The following is a 23,934-nucleotide window of genomic DNA, read 5'->3' on the forward strand; positions in this document are numbered from 1 at the left end:
CGGTGCCCGGGGCCCGCTCATGACCCGAATCCTCATCCGCGCCGGCAAGAGCCCGCTGACCGTGCTGTCGCACGAGCAGAGCCTGGCCACGTCGAGGCTGGGCGTCTTCGGGTCGAACTCCGGCAACATGCTCTTCTACAGCGCGGTGTTCCGGGCCCTGAGCGTGCCCGGCGCCGAGTTGGTCGCCAACTCGTACGTCCATGAGCGTCCCATCCATCTGGGCCGGTACATCGATCGGACGAATGAGGAGTTCGACCGGTTTATCCTGCCGATGGCGAACTCCTACCGGGACACCTTCCTGCCGCACCTGGAGCGGCTCGCCAAGGTCATCGAGCGGCTGAAGATCCCGGTCACGGTGGTCGGCATCGGGGCCCAGTTGCCGTACGGCACCGAGTTCGACACCCTGCCCGACGAGTACAAGCGCGTCGTCAAGCGGTTCACCCGGGCCGTCCTCGACCGCTCCGCCTCGATCGGGGTGCGCGGCGAGTACACCGCGCGCATGTTGAAGTACCTGGGCTTCGGCGACGAGCACGTGCGAGTGATCGGCTGCCCGTCGATGTTCGGCAACGGTCCGCTGGGGCCGCTGGTGCGCAAGGTCGACCGGCTGGCGTACGACAGCCCGATGGCCATCTCCTACACCCCCAAGGTCAAGGGGGTCGACCTGCTGGTCGAGGCCAACACCACCCGCTACCCCAACAGCGTCATCGTGCCTCAGCAGCATCACCGGCTCGCTCTCATGCTGTGGGGAGAGAACCCGGCCAAGATCGGCAACCCGCGGATGCCGATCCACACCGAGCACCCGCTCTACGAGACCGACCGGATGCGCTTCTTCGTGGATGCGTCGACCTGGGTCGATTTCATGGCCGAGCAGCACTTCGCCTTCGGCACGCGCATCCACGGCAACGTCGCCGGGGTGCTGGCCGGTACGCCCTCGGTCGTGCTGGCGCACGACTCCCGTACCGTCGAGCTCGCCGAGTACCACGGCATTCCCTACCGCCTCTACTCCGATCTGCCGCCCGACGTGGACGCGCAGCGGCTCTACGAGGAGGCAGACTTCGATGCCTTCGCGCCGCGGCAGGCCGAGACGTTCGCCACGTACGTGAGGTTCCTGGAGCACAACGATCTCGAGCACGTCTTCCAGCCGGGCAAGGCGAATCCGGCCTACGACACGGCGCTGGCCGCCGCCAAGTTCCCCGGACCGGTCCACACGTTGATGGCGTCGGACGCCGTCGGGCGTCGCCAGGTGATGTCGCGCCTGCGCTGGCTGCGCCAGGGCCACGAGGGCGATCTGGAGCGGTCCGCCTACGCGTTCGAACCACCGTTCCGTGAACCACGCGGACAGAAGTCACTTGAAGAGCGAGTGACCCGATTGGAGCAGGAGCTGAAGGTGCAGCAGAACTTCCTGGCGAGCTGGCGGGGCCGGGTGAGTCGAGTGTTGCGGATCAACCCGTCGTCGGTGGGGGCTCGGCGGTGAAGCCGGGTCGTTCCGGGGTCGGCGGCTGGCTGGCCGGCCGACTGCCCGTCCTGGCGGCCGAGGTGGCGGCCGTCGTCGCGCTGCTGCTGGCAGCGGTGGGTAACTCGCGCCTCTGGGCGCTTCCTCCGGCCCTCGTCGCGGTCGGTGTGCTGGCCTGGAGGTGGCGGGGCGGGCTGCGCGCCGGCCAGGTCGCCGCCGAGGCGACCGTGGTGGGACGCCTGCTCCTGCTCGCCACCGCGTACCTGCTCGGCGCGGTGCACGGCGGCCTCGATCCTTTCCTGGCGGTGGGGGTCGGCCTCGCCGCCGTGGCGATCCTGGGCGAGGCGCCGGTGATGGCGGTGTCCCGCGCCGTCCACCCCGTCTCGGCCAACCTGCCCGGCAGCGGGTTGCGACCCGCCCTTCGCCCCAACACGGCCCGGGCGCTGCTGGTCAACACCGTCGCGGTCTTCGCGGCACTGGTCTGCGGGTTCACCGGCCTGATCGGGGTGGTGGCGCTGGCGGTGTCGGTGGCGGCACTCGGTCTGATCGGGTTCACCGGGTGGCAGGCGATGACCCGGGTACGGGCCCGGCACAACAGTGAGGCACGGTTGAACGCCGCGCTGACCGCGTACGAGCCGGTCTTCCTCCTGCACTGGGAGGCGCCTGCCGCGACCGGCTACCAGGTCGCGATGTGGCTGCCTTACCTGGAGCGGCTCGGCAAGAAGTACTTCGTCCTGGTACGCAACGAGGCCAACTTCAACGAGGTGCTGCGGCTGACCACCGCCCCGGTGGTGCTGAGGGCGGGCCTGACCGAGCTCGACGAGGTCATCGTCCCGTCGTTGAAGGCCGCCTTCTACGTCAACACCGCGACGAAGAACTGCCACCTCATCCGCTACACCAACCTCAAGCACATTCAGCTCAATCACGGTGACAGCGACAAGGTGCCGAGTCACAATCCGGTGTTCCGGATGTACGACAAGAACTTCGTGGCGGGTCAGGCGGCGATCGACCGGTTCGCGGCCAACGGCGTGCAGATGCCGGCGGAGATGTTCACGATCGTGGGGCGTCCGCAGGTGGAGAACGTCGCCATCAGCACGCAGCCGATCGACTCGATCGCCAACCCGCGGGTTCTCTACGCCCCGACCTGGGCGGGTTTCTACGCCGACTCCAACTACTCGTCGCTGCCCGTCGGCTACGACATCATCAAGGCGCTGCTGGCGCGCGGATGCAGTGTCGTCTTCCGGCCGCACCCGTACTCGCAGCGTTCGGCGGCGTTGACCGCGGAGTGCGCGCGCATCCGGACGCTGCTGGCCGAGGATCGCAAGGCGACCGGGCGGCCGCACGTCTTCGGGGCCGAGGCCGAGGTGAAGATGTCGGTGGTGGACTGCTTCAACGCCTCGGACGTGCTGGTCTCGGATGTGTCGAGTGTGGTGGCCGACTACCTGTACTCGGAGAAGCCGTTCGCGATGGTGGCGGTCTCGGCGCCGGCGGAGCGGTTCACCGACGCGTTCCCGCTCGCGAAGGCGGCGTACGTGATCGACGCGCACGGGGGCCGGGTCCAGGGGCTCGACCAGGTTCTCGACGACCTGCTCGGCAGCGATCCACTGGCGTCCACCCGCCACGACCTCAAGAAGTACTACCTCGGGGACATCCCGGCGGAGGGGTACGCGCAGCACTTCCTCGACGAGGCCGGTCGCTACCTCTGAACCATCGCCACGTACGGCTCCGGTCCCCGCGTTCCACGTCGGACCGGAGCCGTTGTCGTCGCGGCCGGCCGCGTTCGTCCGGGCGTGGTCGGCCACCGCGATCCGGCCGCAGGAAGGATCAGTGCCGCGCCGTCGTCGCGGCGGATTCGGCGGTCGGGGAGAGGGGCTGGTTCCAGCGTAGGATGACCCGCCGCCCGTGCTCGTGTCCGAGCAGGTTGAGGGTGGCGGTGTCCAGGCGGAGCACCCCGCCGGCGGAGGGGGGCAGGCCGACCCATCGGGCCCCGAGCACGCGGAGCGAGTGCGCGTGCCCGACCAGGGCCACCGAGCCTCGGTCGAGCAGCGGGTGCAGTTTGGTGAGCAGGCGGTCGAGACGTTCGCCGACCTCGCTCGGGGATTCTCCGCCCGGGCAGCCGTCGGACCAGACGCTCCAGCCGGGCCGCTCCTGGTGGATCTCGGCGGTGGTGCGTCCCTCGTACTCGCCGTAGTTCCACTCGGCCAGGTCCTCGTCGGTGCCGGTGACGGCCAGCCCGGCCAGCTGCGCGGTGCGCAGCGCCCGGATGCGTGGGCTGGTCAGCACCGCGACGAATCGCCGGTCCGCGAGGGCGGAGCCGAGCGCGTGGGCCTGTCGCTCGCCGTCGGGTGTGAGTTCCAGATCGGTGTACGACGTGTGCCGTCGACTGGCGCTCCAGGTGGTCTCGCCATGCCGGATCAGGATGATCTGCCCCATCCGTCCAGTTAACCACCGGTCCGGCGGCCCCGAGGCCCCGCGCCGCCACCAGCATTACACCTAGCTTCCTAGGATGCCATAGCGGGTGTGTGGTGGCCCATAGGTTTCCACAACACGGGCCGGGGGGACACCAAGAGGGAAGGAACGACCCGCCGCAGTGGCAGAGGAGGCGACATGAGCTTCACCGACAAGGCGAAGAACAAGTTCCAGGAGCTGAGCGGCACCGCCAAGGAGCGCGTCGGCGAGATGACCGACAACGAGCGCATGCGCGCCGAGGGCGCCACCGAGCAGAGTGAGGCTCGGGTGCGTCAGGCCGGTGAGAACGTCAAGGACGCCGGGCGCAACGCCAAGGACGCCGCCACCCGGTGACCTCTGGCATGGCAGCGGCCACCAGGCAACCTGGTGGCCGCTGCCATGCGCTGGTGCGGGTCAGTCGTCGCGGTGGGCGTTCCACCACCGCTGCCCGGCCTCCGGCAGGCTGTCGATCGGGTCGTAGTAGGCGTAGCGCTTGCTGAGTGCCGCCAGGTCGGCGGATTCGATGGAGGTGCGGTAGTTCTTGGTCCAGTAGGAGATGCCGCGCTCCCGGTCGTACTCGGTGACCATGTGCACCCAACGCTTGCCGACGAAGGGCACGTCGCAGACGATCCGCGGGGTGGCGTAGCCGGGCAGGTAGCCCATGATGTCGTGCTGGAGTTGCTGGGCGTGCCAGACCGGGACCCGCCAGTGCTCGGCGTTGGGGATCATGTCGCACATGTAGAAGTAGTAGGGCAGGATGCCGGCCTCGCCCTGGAGCGCGAAGCAGAGGTCGAGCAGGTCGGTGCTGGTGGCGTTGACTCCACGCATCAGCACGCCCTGGTTGCGTACGTCGCGGACACCGACGTCGAGCGCGGTCTGGGCGGCTCGGGCGACCAGCGGGGTGAGCGACTGGGCGTGGTTGACGTGGGTGTGGATGGCCAGGTTGACTCCGCGCCGGGCGGCGGTGCGGGCGACCCGTTCCAGGCCCTCGACGACGTCGGGCTGGAGCCAGTGTTGGGGCAGGCCCATGAGGGCCTTGGTGGCCAGCCGGATGTCGCGGATGGTTTCGATCTCCAGCAGGCGCATCAGGTACGACTCGAGGTTGCGCCACGGCACGTTGGCCACGTCGCCGCCGGAGACGACCACGTCGCGGACGCCGGGGTGGGCTTTGAGGTAGGTGATGTGCGCGTCGTACCGGTCGACCGGCTTGAGCGTGAGTTTGAGCTTGTCGACGGTGGGGGTGGAGTTGCCGACCAGGTCCATGCGGGTGCAGTGGCCGCAGTACTGGGGGCAGGTGGAGAGCAGTTCGGCCAGGACTTTGGTGGGATAGCGGTGGGTGAGGCCTTCGGCGACCCACATGTCGTGCTCATGTAGTGAGTCGCGGGTGGCGTAGGGGTGTGAGGGCCAGTCGGTGCGTCGGTCGGAGGCGACCGGGATCATGTAGCGCCGGACGGGGTCGGCGAGGAACGCCTCGGTGGTGGGTGGTGCGGACGGCACCATGGTGTTGATCATCTGTGGCGGCACCAGCATGGACATGGTGGCCAAGTTGCGCTGGTCGGTTTCCAGGTCGGCGTAGAAGGTCTCGTCGACGGTGTCGCCGAGCACGGTGCGCAGCTGTTTGATGTTCTTGACGCAGTTGACGCGCTGCCATTGGGCGTTCTCCCACTGGTCGCGGGTGACGTGGCGCCAGCCGGGGAAGCGGGTCCAGTCGGGTTCGACGAGTGGGCTGCGGCGGTATTCGTACGGTTGGCCGGTGGTGTTGGCCGGGGCCGGCTTGGGTGCCGGGATGGTCTGTACCGGCGGGTGGGTCTGGGTCACGACCCCTCCTCTGGCTGGTTCGGTGGATCAGCGGACCGAAGGCTACTGGAAAATATCCGGTGAAGGAATTAGTCTGCCGTAAGTTTTCCCGCCCCGCGAGTTCTCGTCGGAGCTTTGGGTGGCCGGACAGGGGGAGGTCGGCGTGACGTCACCGGTGGGTCTGCACCGTGTCAGGGAACCGGCGGGGGTGCTGCCGCAGGCCGCCTGGCGGCTGGATCCGGGGCCGGAGATCGCGCCGAACGAGGTGCGGATCCGGGTCGAGCGGCTGAACCTGGACGCGGCGAGTTTCCGCCAGTTGTGGGAGAAACACGGCGGTGACGGCGACGCGGTCCGTGCCGAGGTGTGCGAGATCATTTCGACTCGGGGGAAGATGCAGAATCCGGTGACCGGGTCGGGCGGCATGCTGATCGGCACGGTCGAGGAGGTCGGCCGGCGTTCTCCGTTGGGGTTCAAGCCGGGCGAGCGGGTGGCGACGTTGGTGTCGCTGACGCTGACCCCGCTGGTGGTCACCGACGGTCTGGCGCGCTGGGACGGGCGTAGTGAGCAGGTGCCGTGCGACGGGTGGGCGATCCTGTTCGCCCGGTCGATCGCGGCGGTGTTGCCGGAGGATCTGGACCCGCAGCTGTCGCTGGCGGTGCTGGACGTGTGTGGGGCGCCGGCGTTGACCGCTCGGGTGGTGTCGCGGTACGTGGCCGAGCGGCGGGATGCCCGGCCGGTGGCGGTGGCGGTGGTCGGCGGGGCGGGCAAGAGCGGTTCGCTGTCGCTGGCCGCGGCGCGGCGGGCGGGTGCGGGCCGTACGGTCGGGGTGGTGCCGGTGGCCGGGGAGCGGGACGCGCTGGTGGCGGCGGGTCTGGCTGACGAGGTGGTGTTGGCCGACGCGCGGGATCCGGTGGCGTTGTCCACGGCGGTGACCTCGGCGTTGGGGGTGCCGGCGGATGTGACGGTGGTCTGTGTGGATGTGCCGGGCTGCGAGCACGGGGCGGTGCTGGCGACGGCGGACGGCGGCACGGTGATTTTTTTCTCGATGGCGACGAGTTTCGCGGCGGCGGCGTTGGGCGCGGAGGGTCTGGCGGCGGATGTGACGATGCTGGTCGGTAACGGGTACGTACCGGGGCACGCGGAGCTGGCGTTGGGGTTGCTGCGCGGCGAGCCGGGGGTGCGCGCCCTGTTCGAGGCGCGGTTGGCGGCAGACTGAGGCTATGACGAACAACCCCTCGACGTTGTATCGCGGTGGCATGTTGTACTGCCCGTCGGAGCCGTCGGCGACGGCGCTGTTGGTCCGGGACGGGCGGATCGCCTGGGTGGGTGCGGATGGGGATGCCCCGGCCGCGGACCGGGTGGTGGAGTTGGCCGGGGCGTTGGTGACGCCGGCGTTCGTGGACGCGCATGTGCATGTCAGTGACACCGGGTTGGTGTTGTCGGGGCTGGACCTGTCCGGGGTGCGCTCGGCGGGGGAGTTGCTGGAGGCGGTGGCCGGGTTCGCGGCGGGGTTGCCGGTGGACGCGGTGGTGTTGGGGCATGGCTGGGACGAGTCGACGTGGCCGGTGCCGCGGCCGCCTTCGGCGGCGGAGCTGGGGCGGGCGGCCGGTGGGCGCCGGGTGTATCTGTCGCAGGCGTCGATTCATTCGGCGGTGGTGTCGTCGGCGTTGTTGGCGGCGTGTCCGGAGGCGGTGGCGGCGCCGGGGTACGACGGCTCGGGGTGGTTGCGGCGGGATGCGCACCACGTGGTGCGGCGGGTGGCGCGGGCGTCGGTGACGCGGGCGCAGCGGGTGGCGGCGCAGCGGGTGGCTCTCGAACATGCGGCGTCGTTGGGGATCGCGGCGGTGCACGAGTGTGGTGGGCCGGAGATCTCCGACGAGGAGGACTTCACGGGTTTGCTGGCGATTTCTGGTGCTCGGTTGCCGGAGGTGTACGGGTACTGGGGTGAGTTGGGTGGTGCGGCGCGGGCGCGGGAGTTGGGGGCGGTGGGCGCCGGTGGTGATCTGTTCGCTGACGGGGCGTTGGGGTCGCGGACGGCGCATGTGTCGCAGGGGTATGTCGATGGTGCCGGGTGTGGTCACGGGTATCTGAGCGGGGAGCAGGTGCGTGATCATCTGCTGGATTGTGCGGCGCATGGGATGCAGGGTGGGTTCCACGCGATCGGGGATGCGGCGATCTCGACGGTGTTGGCGGGGTTCGCGGCGGCGGCGCAGACGCTCGGCACGGATCGGGTGCGCTCGGCGCGGCATCGGGTGGAGCACGCGGAGATCATGGATCGGCGGTTGATTGCGGGGTTCGTGGAGTTCGGGGTGGTGGCGTCGATGCAGCCGGCGTTTGATCGGTTGTGGGGTGGCGCGGGCCGGATGTATGAGACGCGGTTGGGGTTGGAGCGATCGTTGGCGTCGAATCCGATGGGGGCGATGCACTCGGTGGGGGTGGCGTTGGCGTTCGGTTCGGATTCGCCGGTGACGCCGCTGGATCCGTGGGGGTCGGTGCGGGCGGCGGCGGCGCATCACAATCCGGTGCAGCGGATGAGTGTGCGGGCGGCGTTCGCGGCGCATACCCGGGGTGGGTGGCGGGCGGTGCATCTGGACGGTGAGGGGGTTCTCGCTCCGGGGGCGCCGGCGACGTTTGCGGTGTGGTCGACGCCGGCGGGGGTGCAGGGGGGCCTTCCGGTGTTGCAGGCGCCGGATCCGGAGGTGCGGGGTGCGGAGGATCCGACGCCGTTGCCGGTGTGCCGGGCGACGGTGTTGCGTGGTGAAGTGATTTACGAGGAAGGGTCGTCGTGGGCGAGGTGACCAGTCGGGCGGTCGGGAAGTTGGCGCTGGATCCGGCGTTGGTGGCGCGGGCGCGGGAGTTGGCGCGGCGGGTGGGGCGGCCGGTGGTGGAGTTGGCGCGGGGCCATACCACGGTGTCGGTGGAGCGGGCGGTGCTGCGGCTGGCGGGGGTGTCCGGTGCCGATCCGGACGGTATTCCGTGGGTGAATCGTCTGGTGGACGCGGTGGTGGCGGATGTGGGGTTGGGGCATGGGGTGTCGGTGCCGGTGTTCGATGCGCTGGCCCGGGAGCAGATCACCGATGTGACGTTGTTGGCGCAGAAGGCGGCGGCCGGGTCGGTGCGGTTTTCGGTGCCGGTCGGGCGGGCGGCGACGGCGGCGCGGCGGGCGGCGCGCAGGGCGGCTGCTGTCGGGGTTCGGCAGATCGATCGGCGCCGCGCCGAGCGGGAGAGGCTGATCAAGCGGTACGGGGATCCGCCGCGGCGGCCGTGGATTTATCTGATCGTGGCGACGGGGGATATCTACGAGGACATTCCGCAGGCGCAGGCGGCGGCGCGGGCCGGTGCGGATGTGATTGCGGTGATCCGGTCGACGGGGCAGTCGTTGTTGGATTATGTGCCGGAGGGGGCGACGCGGGAGGGGTTCGCCGGGACGTACGCGACGCAGGAGAACTTCCGGTTGATGCGGGCGGCTCTTGATGAGTCGTCGAGGGAGTTGGGTCGGTATGTGCGGTTGACGAATTACGCGTCGGGGTTGTGTATGCCGGAGATGGCTGTTCTGGCGGGTCTTGAGCGGCTGGACATGATGCTCAACGATTCGATGTACGGGATTTTGTTCCGGGACATCAATCCGGTGCGTACTTTCGTGGATCAGCGGTTTTCCCGGCAGGTGCACGCGCGGGCGGGGATCATCATCAACACCGGTGAGGACAATTATCTGACGACCGCGGACGCGGTGGACGAGGCGCACACGGTGACGGTGTCGCAGCTGCTGAATGAGTACTTTGCGCATGAGGCGGGGTTGGCGGACTGGCAGTTGGGGTTGGGGCACGCGTTTGAGATCGATCCGGATGTGCCGGAGTCGTTGCGGTTGGAGTTGGCGCACGCGTTGTTGGCGCGGGAGTTGTTTCCGGAGGCGCCGTTGAAGTGGATGCCGCCGACGAAGCACATGACCGGTGACGTGTTCCGCGGCAATCTGCTGGACGGGTTCTTCAACCTGGTGGGCACCATGACCGGGCAGGGGATTCTGTTGGTGGGGATGATGACCGAGGCGGTGGTGACGCCGTGGTTGTCGGACCGGGACATCGCCTTGCAGAACGTGCGGTACGTGCTGGGGGCGGCGGGTGGGTTGCGCGAGGATTTCGTGCCGGCGCCGGGCGGGTTCATCCAGCGGCGTGCCAATCGGGTCCTCGGTGAGGCCGTCGACCTGTTGGAGCGGATCTCAGAGCAGTCGTTGTTGTCGGCGATCGCCGAGGGCACGTTCGGGATCATGCGGCGGCCGGCGGATCGGGGCAAGGGTCTGGACGGGGTGGCGCGGCACGAGGCGGATTATTACAACCCGGCGACCGAGATCCTGGAGCAGCCGTCATGAGCGAATGCACCGAGCGAAGCGAGGGGGGCATGCCCAGCCAGCACGGTATGACGGGGAAGAGGATCGTGCGGCCGTACGGGGACACCACCGGTGACGGGATGGTGCAGGTGTCGTTCACGTTGCCGGTGCCGCACGACAAGCGGGCCGAGGGCGCGGCGGTCCAGTTGGCGAACAAGATGGGCATCGACCCGGCGTTGTTGGTGCACGCCAAGCCGATGGGCGAGGGGTTCACCTTCTTTGTGGTGTATGGGCGGGTGAATCATCTGGTGGACCTGTCGGCGGTGCGGGTGGTGGAGCGCGATTATCCGCTGCTGTCGGCCAGGGAGGTCAACGCGCTGGTCAAGCGGCAGTTGCGGCGCAAGTTGTCGGTGGTGGGGGCGTGTATCGGCACGGACGCGCACACCGTGGGCATCGACGCGATTCTGAACGTGAAGGGCGTGGCGGGGGAGAAGGGCCTGGAGTATTACCGGGAGTTGAAGATCACCAATTTGGGTGCGCAGGTGAGTGTGCCGGAGTTGGTGGAGGCAGCGCGTGTGGAGCGGGCCGACGCGGTGCTGGTGTCGCAGGTGGTGACGCAGCGGGACGCGCATCTGCACAACACGCGGGAGATGTCGGCGGCGTTCCGGGAGGCGATGCCGGTGGGGCGGCGGCCGCTGCTGGTGGTGGGTGGGCCGCGGTTCGACGAGTCGCAGGCCGCCGAGTTGGGGGTGGATCGGATTTTCGGTCGGGGTACGACGCCGGGTGAGGTGGCGTCGTATCTGGTCCACGCGTTGGTGACGAACAAGAAGGCAAGGGTGGCATGAGCGATCCACGGTTGGGTGTGACGGTGACGCATCGGCGGTATGTGCCGTATGGGCACGCGCACTATGCGGGGAGCCTGGTTGACGGGGCGTACGTGCTGGGGTTGTTCGGGGATGTGGCCACGGAGGTGTGTATCCGTACCGACGGTGACGAGGGGCTGTTCGCGTCCTATTCGGAGGTGCAGTTCAAGGCGCCGGTGCGGGCCGGTGATGTGGTGGAGGTGGCGGCGACGGTGACGCGGGTGGGCAGCCGCAGCCGCACCATGGACTTCGAGGCCCGGGTTGTCTGCCGGGGCCGCCCGCCGGGGGGTGGGTCGGCTGCGGAGGTTCTGGATCCGCCGATCGTGGCGGTGACCGCCACCGGCACGGTGGTCGTGCCCGCGTCGGCGTGAGCGTGGCGGTCTGCGCCGACGTCGGTTCCACGTACACGAAGGTGGCGGTGGTGGATCTCGACGGTGGTGGGCTGGTCGCGGCGGCGGCGGTGCCGACCACGGTGGGTTCGGATGTGCTGCACGGCCTGGACGCCGCGGTGGGTGCCGCGTGGCCGGGGCCGGGGGTGCGGGACGTGCCGTGGTATGTGTGTTCGTCGGCCGGGGGTGGGCTGCGGCTGGCGGTGATCGGCTACGAGCCGTTGGTGACGGCGCGGGCGGGTCGGCGGGTGGGTCTGTCGGCGGGGGCGGATGTGGTGCACGTGGCGGCGGGGCGGCTGGGTCGGGCGGAGTTGGCCGCGTTGCGGGCGGCCCGTCCGGATGTGGTGCTGTTGGTGGGTGGCACCGACGGTGGGGACGCCGACACGCTCGTCCACAACGCGACGCGGCTGGCGCGGGCCCGCTGGCGGGTGCCGGTGGTGCTGGCCGGCAACGTCGACGTCCGTGACGAGTTGCACGCTTTGTTGGTCGGGGCGGGGGTGCCGGTGACGGTGGCCGACAACGTGCTGCCCCGCATCGGGCTGCTGGCGCCGCTGTCGGCGCGTTCGGCGATCCGGCAGGTGTTTCTGCGGCACGTCATCGGTGGTAAGCGGCTGTCGTCCGGTGGCCGGTTTGCCCGGCTGGTGCGGGCGGCGACGCCGGACGCGGTGTTGACCGGGGTGGAGGTGCTCGCCGAGGTGGTCGGCGGTGACCTGGTGGTGGTCGATGTGGGTGGGGCCACCACGGACGTGTACTCGGTGTTGACTCCGGACGAGCGGGCCGGCGGGCCGGGTCGGGAGGTGGCCGGCGCGCTGTGGCGGGCGCGGACCGTCGAGGGGGATCTGGGGGTGCGGTGGAGCGCTTCGGGGGTGGTGCGGGCGGCTGTCGAGGAGCGTCTCGTCGCGGCGGGGGAGGAGGACGCTTTGGTGGCTGCGGCGGCGGTCCGCGCCGCCGATCCCGGGTTTCTGCCGGCCGACGCCGCCGCGCGGGCGGTGGACGCGCGGATCGCGGCGTTGGCGGCGACGGTGGCGGTGCGTCGGCATGCCCGCGGGGTGGGCACCGGGGAGCGGGCCGGGCGGGATTTGCGGGACGTGCGGTTGTTGGTCGGTTCGGGTGGGGTGTTGCGGCACGCCCGGCACAACGACGCGGCGGGGGTGCTGGACGCGGTGTTGGCCGACCACGGCGGGGGGTGGGCGTTGCCGCGGGCGGCGCGGCCGGTGGTGGATGTGGACTACGTGTTGGCGGCGGCCGGGTTGCTCGCCGTCGCGCATCCGGTGGCGGCGCGGGCGTTGCTGCGTCCGCTGCTGGGTTGAGTGGCGGGGGGTTCCGGCCGGTGGTGGGGTGGGGCGCGGACGGTGCGACACGCCGGGGTGGCGCGGCGACTCGTCGGGGGTGGGTTGACAAGGTCGGGGGTGGGCCACGTACCGTCTTTGAGTCCTACCACGGGAAGCGGCCGTTGTTCGCTTCGTCCCTTCGTCCGCTGGCCGAGCGACAGGTGCATTTTGGTCGCGGCGGCCAGGTCCAGCGGGCGGGGGTCGGCGGGGCGGCGCGAACCGGGCCGCGGTTACCGGTGTTCGGGCAGGGTGAGGTGCGGGGCCAGTAGACAACGGCCTGACGGGGGCAGCCAGTCGTCGTCCGGTCGGTCCGAAGGTCGTCGTGCCCATTCTCGCCGCACCGGCCGGGAGGGGCCTGGGAGCATCGGGGCGCGGCGTACGCCGCGCCCCGACTTCGTGGGGGCGGGCTGAGGGGCGGTGGCCGCCGGTGGGCGGGTAGCCTTCGGCGCGTGATCGCGCCTGATTCGCCCGTGGCGGCCGTGCAGTGGCCTGCTGCCTCGCCGCGGCGTTCTGAGCCGGCTTCCCGGCCGGTGCCTCTGCCGGTGGCGGTGGTCATGGCGGTGGTTTCCGGGCTGGCGCTGCTGGTGGCGTTCCCGCCGTACGGGTGGTGGCCGATGGCGCCGGTGGGGGTGGCGTTGCTGGCTGCGGCGACGCACCGGCGGCGGCTGCGGGTCGGCGCCGGTGTGGGTTTTCTGACCGGTCTGGTGCTGTTCGCGCCGTTGCTGGCGTGGACGAACCTGCACACCGGTTACCTGCCGTGGGTGTTGCTGTCGTTGTTGCAGGCCGGCTACCTGGCGCTGCTGGGCGCCGCCTCGGCCTGGGTGTCGCCGTTGGCCGACCGGATTCCGGCGGCGTGGCCGGCGCTGACCGGTGTGCTGTGGGTGGGGCAGGAGGCGCTGCGCGACCGCACCCCGTTCGGCGGGTTTCCGTGGGGTCGGCTGGCGTTCGGTCAGGACGACTCGCCGCTGCTGCGGCTGGCCGCGCTTGGCGGCGCCCCGCTGGTCACGTTCGCGGTGGCGGTGGCCGGCGGGCTGCTGGCGGCCGGCGGCTGGTGGCTGCTGCGGGCCCGCCGGGACGCCGCCGTCGGCCGGTGGTGGGTGCCGGTGGCCGGTTGCGTCGCGGCGGTCATGCTGGTGGTCGGTGGTGGGCTGATGGTGCCGGTGGCCGGGGCGCGTTCCGGCCAGAGCGTGACGGTGGCGATCGTGCAGGGCAACGTGCCCCGGCTCGGGCTGGACTTCAACGCCCAGCGGCAGGCGGTGCTCGATAACCACGTCGACGCCACGATCGCGTTGGCCGGCGAGGTCGCCGCCGGCGTCCGGCCTCGTCCCGACCTGGTGGTGTGGCCGGAGAACTCCAGCGACATCGACCCGCTGCGCAACCCGGCTGCCGGGGCCCGGATCTCGGCCGCCGCGGACGCGGTCGGTGTGCCGATTCTGGTCGGGGCGGTGTTGTCCGGCCCGGGCCGGGGGCAGGTGCGCAACGTGGGGCTGCTGTGGCATCCGGGCGTCGGCCCGGACCTGGAGCAGCTGTACGTCAAGCGGCATCCGGTGCCGTTCGCCGAGTACGTGCCGCTGCGCCGCATCGCGCGGATGGTCAGCGACCAGGTCGACCGGGTGCGGGCGGATTTCGTGGCCGGCACCGAAGCGGGTGTGATGCGTACCCCGGCGGTGGTGCTCGGTGATGTGATCTGTTTCGAGGTCGCCTACGACGGGCTGGTGCGCGACACGGTCGTCGGTGGGGCGCAACTGTTGGTGGTGCAGACCAACAACGCCACCTTCGACGTGGCCGAGGCACGCCAGCAGTTGGCCATGGTGCGGCTGCGGGCGGTGGAGCACGGGCGGCCGGCGTTGATGGCCTCCACGGTCGGCGTGTCCGGGTTCGTCACCGCAGACGGGCGGGTAAGCGACGCCACCGGGTTCAACACCCGCGCGGTGGTGGTGCGGCAGCTGCCGCTGACCGGGGGGCGCACGTTGGCCACCCAGGTCGGGATGCTGCCGGAGGTGCTGCTGGCCGGGTTGTGCGTGGTCGCGCTGGCCGGTGCGGCCGTGCTGCGCCGCCGCGCGGGCGTTCAGCCCGGCTAGGGTCCACCGGCCGGACCGGCCGGCGGGCACGAGAGGGGGCGTCGGTGGCGCAGCGCAGCGGCAGCCGTGCGGTGGTGCCCGGGGTGGGTCGGGTCCTGGTGGTGATTCCCACCTACAACGAGGCCGACAACGTTGAGGCGATCGTGCGGCGGGTGCGGCGGGCCGCGCCGCAGGTGGAGATCCTCGTCGCCGACGACAACAGCCCGGACGGCACCGGCGCGGTCGCCGCACAGATCGCCCGCGGCGACGCGCGGGTGCACGTGCTGCACCGCGGCGGCAAGCAGGGTCTCGGCGCGGCGTACCTGGCGGGGTTCGCGTGGGCGCGGCAGCGTGACTACGACGCGGTGGTGGAGATGGACGCCGACGGTTCCCACGCCCCGGAGGATCTGCCGGCCCTGCTGGCCGCCGCCCGCGACGCCGACGTGGTGATCGGGTCGCGGTGGACGCGCGGCGCCCGGCTGCTCAACTGGCCGCTGCGGCGGCTGGTGTTGTCGCGGTGCGGCAACCTGTACGCGCGCCTGGCGTTGGGTGTGCCGGTGGCGGACGCGACCGGCGGTTACCGGGTCTACCGGGCGAGGGTGCTGGATCGGTTGGATCTGGAGTCGGTGTGTTCGCAGGGCTACTCGTTCCAGGTGGAGTTGTCCCGGTTGGCGCATCGGGCCGGGGCGCGGATCGTGGAGGTGCCGATCACTTTTGCCGAGCGGGAACGCGGCGCCAGCAAGATGAGCCCGTTGATCGTGGTCGAGGCGCTGTGGCGGATCACCGGCTGGGCGGTACGCGATCGTCGTGCGGCGGTGCGGCGCGGCTGGCGCGAGGCCACGGTCGGGCGGGCGCGGTGGCCGTGAGCGGGTGCGTGTCATGCTGGGGGTAGGTAGACGCTTCGCCTGTCGGGCGAGCCGGGGACGACGAGGCGCCGTGAGGCGGTTGGGGTGATATGCGCCGGACACTGAGGTTCGTGCCGTTGGTCCTGCTGGTGTCCGTGGCCGCGGAGTTGGCCGTGTTCGTGCTGGTGGGGCGGGCCGTCGGCTTCGGCGCGGCGACGCTGCTGGTGTTCGCGGCCTCGCTGCTCGGGCTGGTGCTGTTGCGCCGTGAGGGGGTTCGGGCGTGGCGGGGTTTCCGGGAGGCGGCGCGGTCCGGCCGGCCGCCGGGCCGCGAGGTGACCGAGGGGTTGGTGGGTCTGCTCGGCGCGCTGCTGTTGGCCATTCCGGGGCTGGTCAGCGCCGTGGTGGGGCTGGTGTTGTTGGTGCCGCCGGTGCGGCGGGTGGCTCGGGTCGGCGTGCAACGTTCCGCGGAGCGTCGGATGTCGTCGATGGCCGCCGGTGACCTGTTCGGGCCGCGGCGGGTGCGGGTGTACCGGGGTGCGTCAGGCGTGCCGGAGCCGCCCGAGTCGCCGGGCGGGCCCGCCGGGGCGGGGCAGCCGTCGGTGGACGGCGGCGGCGCCATCGAGGGTGAGATCGTGGAGCCGCGTAACCGCTGAGCGTGGACGCGACAGCGCCCCCGGGGAAACGTCCCCGAGGGCGCTGTGGTGGTACGGGTCAGGCGCGACCGCGGCGGGTGCGGACCTCCTGCAGCCGTTCGGCGAGGATGTCCTCCAGTTCGGCGATGGAGCGCCGCTCCAGCAGCATGTCCCAGTGGGTGCGCGGCGGCTTGGCCTTCTTCTGCTCCGGCTCGTTGCCGTCGACCAGCCGGGCGACGCTGCCGTCGAACTTGCATTCCCAGGTGGTCGGCACCTCGGCGTCGACAGCGAACGGCACCTCGAACTGGTGTCCCTTGGCGCACAGGTACTCGCGGGTCTGCCGCGGTGCGAGCTCCGTGTTGCGGTCGGACTCGTAGCTGACCGCGCCCAGTCGGCTACCGCGCAGCATACGCTCGCCCATGATCGACTTCCCCTCTTCGGTGGTGCTGGTCCTGTCGGTGCAACGGTCCGTGCCCGCCCGGCCATTCCCGCAGCCGTGTCACGGCGGCGGTGTTCGCGTGCTGTCAACGGTAGCCGGCCGCGGCGTACGTCCGCCGGGGTCGGCGCGGCGGACCGTCGCCGCCAGCGGGAATGGTAACCGGTCCGGCCGCCGCCGCGGGCATTACCGTCGGCGCGAATCCGCCGCGCCGTCAGGTGAGTCGTGGGGTCGGCGGCAACGGCAACGGCAGCCCGGGCAGGCCGTCGAGGCTGCGCGCGATGTGGTCCTTGCCGGCGAAGTAGGCGCCCAGCGAGGCGTCGTCCTCGCGGGCGAAGCGCCGCGCGTGCAGGTCCCGGTCGGCGTCGTAGGTCATGAACGGCACCGCGTAGCCGCAGGTGTCGCGGATCAGTTCGGCGTGCACGACGATGACCGCCCGCAGGCCGTGGGCGGTGGGGTCGATGTCCGCAAAGCGGGCCGTCAGGGCCGGGAAGCGGGGATCGTCGCGGAACACCGGTTCGCCCCGGCCGTGCACCCGCACGATGTTCGGCGGGCCGCTGAAGGCGCACCACATCAGCGTGATGCGGCCGTTTTCCCGCAGGTGGGCAATGGTCTCGGCGTTGCTGCCGGCGAAGTCCAGGTAGGCCACGGTGTGCTCGTCGAGCACCGCGAGGCTGCCGCGCAGGCCCTTCGGGGAGAGGTTGATGGTGCCGTTACCGGCCAGTGGAGCGGTCGCGGTGAAGAAGATCGGCTGCGCCTCGATGAAGGTGCGCAGCCGGCCGTCGATGCGTTCGTACGTTTTGCCCATAGCGGCATCATCGCCGATCACTGCCACACCGATCATGGTCCGTCGACCGCCGCGATCATGCAGTTGTGGTCGGGGATTCGCCCGCTACACCGGTTTTGCGGGGACCACAAGTGCATGATCAACGTTCATCGGGGTGGGGTGGTGGGGCGGGTCAGGGCGGTGGCGAGGTCGGCGACCTGACCGGCCAGTTGGGCCACCCGTTGACGGGCCTCGTCGCGATCCGATTCGGTCGCGCGCAGTCGTGCGGTCAGCTCGTCGTGCCGGTGTACGGCGGCGGCCAGGTCCGCGCGCGCCGTGTCGAGGTCGGCCCGCGCGGCGGCCAGTTGCGCGGCGGCCTGCCGCGCCGCCGCCTGGGCCCGGTCGCGCTCGGCGGCGGCCTGCTTCCGCGTTCGCTCGATTTCCGCCTGGAGCGCCGACACCTGAGAGCGGGCCTGGTCGGCGACGGAGCGGGACTCGGCGAGTCGCGCCTGAGCCTGGTCGGCGGCGGCACGCCACCGGGCGCCGTCCGCCCGCAGCTGGTCAGCCTCGGCGGCGGTACGGGCGACGTCGGCGCGGGCGGCGTCGCGTTCGGCGGTCAGCTCGGCGCACCGGCGGCGTTCGGCCTCCAGGTCGGCCTGCAGCGTCGCCGAGCGGCTCCGGGCCTGATCCCGATCGGTCTCGGCCTGTGCCCGCAGCGCCTCGGCGGCGGCGGCGGTACGCCGCGCCTGGTCCCGGTCCGCTTCGGCCTGCCGGGCGCGTTCGTCGGCGGCCGCGGCCCGCGCTCCGGCGCGGGTGGCGTCGTCGCGGGCCGTGTCGCGGTCGGCGAGCGCGGCGGCGGTTTCCTTGCGGGCCCGGGTCGCGGCGGCGGTGGCGTCCTCGGCCTGGCGGCGGGCCTCGTCGCGTCCGGTCTGCGCCGCCGCCACCGCCGTGGCCGCCTCCGCCCGGATCTGGGCGAGCTGATGCTCCACACCGGCCGGGGACAGTTCGGCGTGCAGCGCCTCGGTCAGCGTCGCCACGATCTGGTCGAGCCGGTCCACCGCCTCCCAGGTGCGGGCCACCTGCCCGGGCAGGCCGGGGGCGTTGCGGTGGCGCATCCGACTGTTGCGGGAGGCCCGCTGGCAGGCGCCGTCGTTGTCCCGGCAGTAGCGGAACGGACGGCCGGCGCCGGCGCGTTGCGGCACGTCGCGTCCGCAGTGGGCGCAGGGGCGGGTGTCGGCGGCGGGCTGGGCGTCCATCGAACGCGCAGTCTAGTCGGCGCAGAAGGGCACCTCGGTCGGGTCGCCGGCCGTCAGCGTCGGCCCGGTCACGGCAGCGACGTGTCCACCGTCGCGGCGGCGGCTGTGCTGTCGCCGACGGTCAACCGGGGTGGCAGCAGCGTGACCTCCGGTGCCGGTTCGTCGCCCAGCTTGCGCATCAGCAACGACACGGCCTGCTGGCCGATCTGATCGGCCGGCACCGGCACGCGGGTGAGCCGGGGGCTGGTGTGCTCGGCGAACTGGTCCGGGCAGACGGCCACCACCGACACGTCGCGCGGTATCCGCCGGCCCAGCGCCGCCAGCGTCGCCTGCACCGGCCCCACCGCCGCCTCGTTCTGCACCACCAGCCCGGTGATGCCGGGGTGACGCGCGAACAGGTCGGCCACCCGGCGGTGCACCTCGGCGGCGTTCTCCTCACACGGCAGCGCCACCGCGTGGACGCCGTGGCGGGCGGCGGCGGCCAGCACACCGGCGCGGGTGCGGTGCGCGAAGCCGGTGCCGCGGTCGTAGACGGCGGCTGGGGCGCCGAGCAGGGCCACCCGCCGGTGGCCGAGCGTCGCCAGGTGCTCCACGCAGACCTGACCGGCCCGTTCGAAGTCCAGGTCCACACAGGTCAGGCCGCGGCTCTCGGCGGGCAGACCGATCAGCACGCTGGGGCGGCCGAGGTCGCGCAGCAGCGGAACCCGCCCGTCGTGCAGCTCCACGTCCATCACCAGCAGCCCGTCGACGAGGGCGCCGGCGGCGATGCGGTGCAGCCCCGCCGGCCCCTCGTCGGAGGTGAGCAGCAGCACGTCGTGGTCGTGACGGCGGGCGGAGGTCACCACGGCCGTGGCGAACTGCATCACCACCGGCACCTGGATGCCCGAGCGCAGCGGCAGCACCAGCGCGATCACGTTGGCCCGCCGGCTGGCCAGCGCGCGGGCCCCGGCGTTGGGGTGGTAGCCGAGCAGCCGGATGCTGGCCAGCACCCGGCTGCGGGTCATCTCGGAGATGGCGCGTTTGCCGCTGAGCACGTACGACACGGTGCTCACCGCCACGCCGGCGTGCCGGGCCACGTCGGCGATGGTGGGTTGGCCGGACGGTACGCGGCCGCGCCCGCTCACCGGGTCCCGCTCGCGGTGTGCAGCCGCGGCCGCCGCGGCACCGGTTCGCCGCGTACGGTCACGGCGCCGACCTGCCGCACGTCGGTCGCGGACCGTCCGACCAGCACGGTGTGGGTGGCGTCCTCCACCACCAGGGCGTTCCGGTCGGTGTCCCACCAGGCCAGTTCGGTGGTGTCCAGCCGCAGCGTGACGGTTTGCCGCTCGCCGGGGGCGAGGGTGATCCGGGTGAAGTCACGCAGCTGCCGCAGGGGCTGCTTGACCCGGGAGCGGCGTTGGCGGGTGTAGAGCTGCACCACCTCCTCGCCAGCCCGGTCGCCGGTGTTGGTGACCTCCACGCTCACCTCGACCTGCTCGCCGGCGGCCGCCACCGGCGTGCTCAGCCGCAGCCCGGAATATTCGAAGCGGGTGTAGGACAGTCCGTGCCCGAACGGGTACAGCGGATCGCCCCGGTAGTACAGGTAGGTGGAGTCGGCGCCGATCACATCGTAGTCGAGCAGGTCGGGCAGTTCGGCGGCGTCGGTGTACCAGGTCTGGGTGAGCCGGCCACCCGGTTCGGCGTCGCCGAGCAGCACCTCGGCCAGCGCGGTGCCGTGCTCCTGGCCGCCGTGCGCCGACCACAGCACCGCCGGCAGGTGCTTCTGCGCCCAGCCGATGGCGTACGGGTAGCTGCTGGTCAGCACCAGCACGGTGTGCGGGTTGGCGGCGTGCACGGCGCGTAGCATCGCCTCCTGCCGGGCCGGTAGGGCCAGGTCGAGGCGGTCCTCGGTCTCGCGGCCGCCCACCATCGGGTGGTTGCCCAGCGCCACCACCGCCACGTCGGCGGCGGCGGCCAGCGCGGCGGCGGCGGCCGCGCCGTCGGCGACCAGTTCGACGACGAAGGCGGTGCCGGGCTGTGGCCCGTCCCCGCCGACCCGCAGCCGGCCGTCGCCGTCGACGGTGACGTACCGGTCGGTGGCCAGGTGGCGCAGCAGCACGGTGCCGTCGGGCAGCGGGTCGAACTGGAAGGTTTCCCGCACCACCCAGCCGCCGGGCCCGGGACGGTCGTTGACCAGGGTGCCGTCGGCGGCGGCGCCGACGTGCCGGCCGTTGCCGACGGCGCGCAGCGCCACCGTGTCGCGGCCCCAGTCGTAGACGTCGAACCAGGCGGGGTCCGCGCCGACGGTCAACGCGCCGCCGTCGGGGTCGTCGGGGCAGCCGACGTACCCGTCGGCCACGCGCAGCGCGACGCGGTCGGTGCCCGGGTGGGTGGTGACCTGCGGCAGCCGCTCGGCCAGCCCCTGGTAGGTGGTGACCGCGTACGGCAGGGTGCCGCTGTACCAGTCCTCGTACACCACGTCGGCCAGCGGGCCGAGCACGGCGACCCGCGGCTGCGCGGGCAGGGGCAGCAGCCCGGTGTTGTGCAGCAGCACCACGGACTGGCGGGCCGCTTCCCGGGCCAGTTCGCGGTGCGCCGGGCAGTCGACGACCTCCGGTGTGCTCTGTGCGTACGGGTCGGTGTGTGGTGGGTCCAGGTCACCCAGGCGCAGCCGGAGGGTGAGGACGCGGCGCACCGCGCGGTCCACGTCGTCGGTGGTGATCAGGCCCTGGTGCAGCGCCTCGGCCAGTCGGGTCCGGGTGGGTTCGCTGTCGGCGTCGTCCTCGGTGAAGCTGTCGATTCCGGCGCGCAGCGCGGCGGCGAAGCCGTGGACGTGGTCGGGCAGGTGGCCCTGCACGCCGGAGATGTTGCTGATCGCGCCCGCGTCGCCGACGACCAGCACCTCGCCGGGGGCCCACCGGCGCAACTCGCTGTTGATCAGGGGGCTCAGGTGCGCCGGCACCCCGTCGACCAGGTTGTAGGAGGCCATCGCGGCGACCGCCGCGCCGGCCGCGAGGGGGGCGCGGAACGCCGGCAGTTCGTACTCGTGCAGCACCCGTGGCGGCAGGTCGCTGGAGGTGGTGGCCCGGTCGGTCTCGTTGTTGTAGCCGAGGAAGTGTTTGACGGTGGGGGCGGTACGCAGCCGTTCGGGATGGTCGCCGCGCAGGCCGTGGGCGTACGCGGTGGCCAGCCGGCCGGTCAGTCGCGGGTCCTCGGACCAGCCTTCCTCGTTGCGTCCCCAGCGTGGGTCGCGCAGCGGGTTGACCACCGGCGCCCACACGTTGAGCCCGACCCGGTCGGGGTCGGCGTGGTGCTTGGCGCGTACCTCGTCGCCGACGGCGGCGCCGACGGCCCGCACCAGGTCCGGGTTCCAGCTGCTGGCCAGGCCGATCACCTGGGGGAAGACGGTGGCCTGGCCGAGCCAGGCGACACCGTGCAGCGCTTCGGTGCCGGTCCGGAAGCCGGGCAGGGCCAGCCGGGGCACCGCCGCCTGCCACTGGTGCAGCAGGCCGAGTTTCTCGGGGAGGGTGAGCTGGGCCAACAGGTCCTCGACCCGGGGGTGGGGCGTGGTGCGGTCGGTCATGGTGAGTCGCCTTCCGGTGCCCGGCACGCCGAGTGTCGAAGCGCTTCGACGACGGGTGGCCGAGCGGCGTCGCAGGTCAGGGTGGGGTGGCGGTCGTCGGCCCGGACGCTGGCGAAGCGCTTCGACAAACCGCGGAAAGCAAGCCGCCCCGGGTGCCCGAACGGGGCGGCTCGATTCGAGGTTGGCACCCGGGACCGGTCAGGTCAAGGCTGGCAGCCGGCCGGCCTCGACGGTGGCCAGCGCGGCGGTCGCACCGCCCAGCGCCGCCGCGGCGGTCAGGGTGGAGGCGTCCAGCCGGCAGCCACCGGCGTCGGGGGCGTGGCTGCGCGCGGCCAGCTCCGACCGGGCCGCCGGCAGCAGCCAGGGCGCCAGGGTGGCGAGGTGGTCGCCCAGCACCACCACCTGCGGGTTGAGCAGGTCGGCCAGGATCGCCACGGCCCGCCCGACCTGCCGGCCGGTTTCGGCGAGTCCGCTGAGCACGGTCGGGTCGCCTTGCCGGGCCAGCGCCACGATCCGCTCCAGCTCCGGCAGGTAGTCGGTGATCGGGCCGTCGGCGGTGGCGTCGGGCAGCAGCCGGGCCACCACCGCGGGCAGCCCGACCAGCGCGGCGAGGCAGCCGCGGCCCCCGCAGAGGCAGGTCGGGCCGGCCGGGTCGAGGCACAGGTGGGAGATCTCGCCGGCGAAGCCATGCCCGCCGCGCAGCAGCCGGCCGGCGGCGATGATCCCCGCGCCGACGGTGGGCCCGCCGGTCAGGTGCACCAGGTCGGCGGTGCCCGCGTACGTCCCGTGTCGCTGCTCGGCCAGCGCGGCGAGGTTGGCGACGGTGTCGACGCCGACGGCGAAGGGCGGCTGCCGCAGGGCGGCGCGCAGGTCGGCGGCGACGGGCACGTCCCGCCAGCCCAGGGCGGCGGCCAGCGGCACCGCGCCGGCCGGGTCGACCAGCCCCGGCACGCCCACGGTCAGCCCCAGCACCGTGCGGCCCTGTGCGGTGACCCGCCCGATCGCGCGGCGGGTCACCGCGGCCAACGCGCGCATCGTCTCGGTGGGGCCGACCGCGGCGGCGGTGAAGGCGCGCCGCCAGGTGAGCAGCCGGTTGCCCGCCAGGTCGATCGCCACGGCGACCAGCTCGTCGACGCCGATCTGCAGGCCCAGGGCGGCGTACGGCTCGCCGTCGAGCACCAGCATCGTCGCCGGCCGGCCGACCCGGTTCTCCGTCAGCCCGGTCTCGCGGACCAGCCGCTGGTCGATCAGCTCGCTGACCAGGCTGGAGACGGTTGCCTTGTTGAGCCCGGTCCGCGCGGCGATGTCGGCCCGGGAGCAGGGGGCGTGCAGGCGGACGTGCCGCAGGACCACCGCGCGGTTGGCGACCCGGACGTCGCCGAGGTCGGTCGGCTGCGGTTCGTTGTGGATGCTGATCACGATCTGCCCGCTCCCTGCGTCGCCGGCGCGGCGCGCCTTCATCATCGCGTGCGGCGGCGGGACCGATCATGGTGCCCGGCCGCCGGCACGCCCTGTCCTGGTGGGGCGGTTGATTCGGCTGGACCCCCAACTAATCGTAACCGGGCATTCCCGCCGCGCAAACCCGCCGCCGGTGCCGTGCGGGGCGCCTCGATGACCGTGTCGCCGTCGACGTCGTGCACCACCGCGGTCTGGCCTTGAACGTCGCACCGTGCGGGTCGGCGACGAAGGATTCGTAGGGCACCGACGGCGGTCGGTACGGCATGGGCGTCTCCTCGACGAGGCCTTCCGGCGGTGCCGCCAGTTTCTTTAAC

Annotated in this window: 20 protein-coding genes; 12 read left to right on the plus strand and 8 right to left on the minus strand. The window is 72.1% G+C overall.

Annotation, left to right across the window (positions count from 1 at the left end):
• Positions 1 to 19 precede the first annotated feature (19 nt).
• Together Vqi01_RS09225 and Vqi01_RS09230 are read left to right on the plus strand one after the other, a co-directional pair.
• Positions 20 to 1,474 carry a polysaccharide pyruvyl transferase family protein gene (locus Vqi01_RS09225; RefSeq protein WP_204034241.1) on the plus strand — a complete coding sequence of 485 codons (1,455 nt, stop codon included), beginning with the start codon at positions 20 to 22 and terminating at the stop codon, positions 1,472 to 1,474.
• Entirely contained in the window at positions 1,471 to 3,159 is a 1,689-nt protein-coding gene (locus Vqi01_RS09230; RefSeq protein WP_204034242.1) for a CDP-glycerol glycerophosphotransferase family protein, read from the plus strand. The genes Vqi01_RS09225 and Vqi01_RS09230 overlap by 4 nt, the downstream gene beginning before the upstream one ends.
• A 118-nt stretch (positions 3,160 to 3,277) precedes the next feature.
• On the opposite strand, the gene Vqi01_RS09235 is transcribed toward Vqi01_RS09230, so the two are convergent.
• Positions 3,278 to 3,886: a histidine phosphatase family protein gene (locus tag Vqi01_RS09235; RefSeq protein WP_204034243.1), complete on the minus strand. Its 609-nt coding sequence runs from the start codon at positions 3,884 to 3,886 to the stop codon at positions 3,278 to 3,280.
• Positions 3,887 to 4,060: 174 nt separating this feature from the next.
• Between Vqi01_RS09235 and Vqi01_RS09240 the strand changes: the two genes are divergently transcribed.
• The gene (locus Vqi01_RS09240) at positions 4,061 to 4,255 is read left to right on the plus strand and encodes a CsbD family protein (protein WP_204034244.1); all 195 of its coding nucleotides are present in this window, start codon (positions 4,061 to 4,063) and stop codon (positions 4,253 to 4,255) included.
• A 60-nt stretch (positions 4,256 to 4,315) separates the two neighbouring features.
• Here the strand turns inward: Vqi01_RS09240 and Vqi01_RS09245 are convergent, their stop codons facing one another.
• Positions 4,316 to 5,719, minus strand: a complete 1,404-nt coding sequence (locus Vqi01_RS09245; RefSeq protein ID WP_204034246.1) for a KamA family radical SAM protein — start codon at positions 5,717 to 5,719, stop codon at positions 4,316 to 4,318.
• Positions 5,720 to 5,861: 142 nt separating this feature from the next.
• On the opposite strand from Vqi01_RS09245, the gene kdd reads away from it, so the two are divergent.
• The 9 genes from kdd to Vqi01_RS09290 all read left to right on the plus strand — a co-directional run bounded on the left by kdd (position 5,862) and on the right by Vqi01_RS09290 (position 16,163).
• Entirely contained in the window at positions 5,862 to 6,914 is a 1,053-nt protein-coding gene (kdd, locus tag Vqi01_RS09250) for an L-erythro-3,5-diaminohexanoate dehydrogenase (RefSeq protein WP_504740164.1), read from the plus strand.
• Between the two features lie 4 nt (positions 6,915 to 6,918).
• On the plus strand, positions 6,919 to 8,496 hold the full coding sequence (locus tag Vqi01_RS09255) for an amidohydrolase (RefSeq protein ID WP_204034247.1): 1,578 nt from the start codon (positions 6,919 to 6,921) through the stop codon (positions 8,494 to 8,496).
• Positions 8,493 to 10,064, plus strand: a complete 1,572-nt coding sequence (gene kamD, locus Vqi01_RS09260) for a lysine 5,6-aminomutase subunit alpha (RefSeq protein WP_204034298.1) — start codon at positions 8,493 to 8,495, stop codon at positions 10,062 to 10,064. Before Vqi01_RS09255 ends, kamD begins: the two co-directional genes overlap by 4 nt.
• Before the next feature lie 47 nt (positions 10,065 to 10,111).
• On the plus strand, positions 10,112 to 10,867 hold the full coding sequence (gene kamE / locus Vqi01_RS09265) for a lysine 5,6-aminomutase subunit beta (RefSeq protein ID WP_204034248.1): 756 nt from the start codon (positions 10,112 to 10,114) through the stop codon (positions 10,865 to 10,867).
• Positions 10,864 to 11,256 (plus strand): 3-aminobutyryl-CoA ammonia lyase, encoded by a 393-nt coding sequence (gene kal, locus Vqi01_RS09270; protein ID WP_204034250.1) that lies wholly within the window; start codon positions 10,864 to 10,866, stop codon positions 11,254 to 11,256. Before kamE ends, kal begins: the two co-directional genes overlap by 4 nt.
• On the plus strand, positions 11,253 to 12,584 hold the full coding sequence (locus Vqi01_RS09275) for a glutamate mutase L (protein ID WP_204034251.1): 1,332 nt from the start codon (positions 11,253 to 11,255) through the stop codon (positions 12,582 to 12,584). Before kal ends, Vqi01_RS09275 begins: the two co-directional genes overlap by 4 nt.
• A gap of 491 nt (positions 12,585 to 13,075) precedes the next feature.
• Positions 13,076 to 14,686, plus strand: coding sequence for an apolipoprotein N-acyltransferase (gene lnt / locus Vqi01_RS09280; RefSeq protein ID WP_239098284.1), 1,611 nt, complete (start codon positions 13,076 to 13,078; stop codon positions 14,684 to 14,686).
• A 44-nt stretch (positions 14,687 to 14,730) separates the two neighbouring features.
• A complete protein-coding gene (locus Vqi01_RS09285; protein ID WP_204034252.1) occupies positions 14,731 to 15,531 on the plus strand; it encodes a polyprenol monophosphomannose synthase in 801 nt (266 codons plus the stop codon).
• A gap of 89 nt (positions 15,532 to 15,620) precedes the next feature.
• Positions 15,621 to 16,163 carry an FxsA family protein gene (locus tag Vqi01_RS09290; RefSeq protein ID WP_204034253.1) on the plus strand — a complete coding sequence of 181 codons (543 nt, stop codon included), beginning with the start codon at positions 15,621 to 15,623 and terminating at the stop codon, positions 16,161 to 16,163.
• 58 nt (positions 16,164 to 16,221) lie between these two features.
• Here Vqi01_RS09290 and Vqi01_RS09295 read toward each other — a convergent pair whose 3' ends face one another.
• The 6 genes from Vqi01_RS09295 to Vqi01_RS09320 all read right to left on the minus strand — a co-directional run bounded on the left by Vqi01_RS09295 (position 16,222) and on the right by Vqi01_RS09320 (position 23,581).
• Complete coding sequence (locus tag Vqi01_RS09295) at positions 16,222 to 16,563, minus strand: RNA polymerase-binding protein RbpA (RefSeq protein WP_007460094.1); 342 nt, start codon at positions 16,561 to 16,563, stop codon at positions 16,222 to 16,224.
• A gap of 229 nt (positions 16,564 to 16,792) precedes the next feature.
• Complete coding sequence (locus tag Vqi01_RS09300; protein WP_204034255.1) at positions 16,793 to 17,386, minus strand: pyridoxamine 5'-phosphate oxidase family protein; 594 nt, start codon at positions 17,384 to 17,386, stop codon at positions 16,793 to 16,795.
• A gap of 125 nt (positions 17,387 to 17,511) precedes the next feature.
• Positions 17,512 to 18,600 (minus strand): coiled-coil domain-containing protein, encoded by a 1,089-nt coding sequence (locus Vqi01_RS09305; RefSeq protein WP_204034256.1) that lies wholly within the window; start codon positions 18,598 to 18,600, stop codon positions 17,512 to 17,514.
• Between the two features lie 68 nt (positions 18,601 to 18,668).
• Positions 18,669 to 19,724, minus strand: coding sequence for a LacI family DNA-binding transcriptional regulator (locus tag Vqi01_RS09310; protein ID WP_204034257.1), 1,056 nt, complete (start codon positions 19,722 to 19,724; stop codon positions 18,669 to 18,671).
• On the minus strand, positions 19,721 to 22,162 hold the full coding sequence (locus Vqi01_RS09315) for a glycoside hydrolase family 3 C-terminal domain-containing protein (protein ID WP_204034258.1): 2,442 nt from the start codon (positions 22,160 to 22,162) through the stop codon (positions 19,721 to 19,723). The genes Vqi01_RS09310 and Vqi01_RS09315 overlap by 4 nt, the downstream gene beginning before the upstream one ends.
• Positions 22,163 to 22,360: 198 nt before the next feature.
• Entirely contained in the window at positions 22,361 to 23,581 is a 1,221-nt protein-coding gene (locus tag Vqi01_RS09320) for an ROK family transcriptional regulator (RefSeq protein WP_239098279.1), read from the minus strand.
• Positions 23,582 to 23,934: the final 353 nt, after the last annotated feature.

It is taken from the genome of Micromonospora qiuiae, assembly GCF_016863555.1.
GTDB classification, from domain to species: domain Bacteria; phylum Actinomycetota; class Actinomycetes; order Mycobacteriales; family Micromonosporaceae; genus Micromonospora; species Micromonospora qiuiae.

What these genes read in the sequence shown, in the direction of transcription:
- Vqi01_RS09295 (WP_007460094.1), bottom strand. Translation starts at nt 16,563, where the DNA reads ATGGGCGAGCGTATGCTGCGCGGTAGCCGACTGGGCGCGGTCAGCTAC.
- Vqi01_RS09255 (WP_204034247.1), top strand. Translation starts at nt 6,919, where the DNA reads ATGACGAACAACCCCTCGACGTTGTATCGCGGTGGCATGTTGTACTGC.
- Vqi01_RS09300 (WP_204034255.1), bottom strand. Translation starts at nt 17,386, where the DNA reads ATGGGCAAAACGTACGAACGCATCGACGGCCGGCTGCGCACCTTCATC.
- Vqi01_RS09225 (WP_204034241.1), top strand. Translation starts at nt 20, where the DNA reads ATGACCCGAATCCTCATCCGCGCCGGCAAGAGCCCGCTGACCGTGCTG.
- kal (WP_204034250.1), top strand. Translation starts at nt 10,864, where the DNA reads ATGAGCGATCCACGGTTGGGTGTGACGGTGACGCATCGGCGGTATGTG.
- Vqi01_RS09305 (WP_204034256.1), bottom strand. Translation starts at nt 18,600, where the DNA reads ATGGACGCCCAGCCCGCCGCCGACACCCGCCCCTGCGCCCACTGCGGA.
- Vqi01_RS09290 (WP_204034253.1), top strand. Translation starts at nt 15,621, where the DNA reads ATGCGCCGGACACTGAGGTTCGTGCCGTTGGTCCTGCTGGTGTCCGTG.
- Vqi01_RS09235 (WP_204034243.1), bottom strand. Translation starts at nt 3,886, where the DNA reads ATGGGGCAGATCATCCTGATCCGGCATGGCGAGACCACCTGGAGCGCC.
- Vqi01_RS09315 (WP_204034258.1), bottom strand. Translation starts at nt 22,162, where the DNA reads ATGACCGACCGCACCACGCCCCACCCCCGGGTCGAGGACCTGTTGGCC.
- kamE (WP_204034248.1), top strand. Translation starts at nt 10,112, where the DNA reads ATGACGGGGAAGAGGATCGTGCGGCCGTACGGGGACACCACCGGTGAC.
- Vqi01_RS09240 (WP_204034244.1), top strand. Translation starts at nt 4,061, where the DNA reads ATGAGCTTCACCGACAAGGCGAAGAACAAGTTCCAGGAGCTGAGCGGC.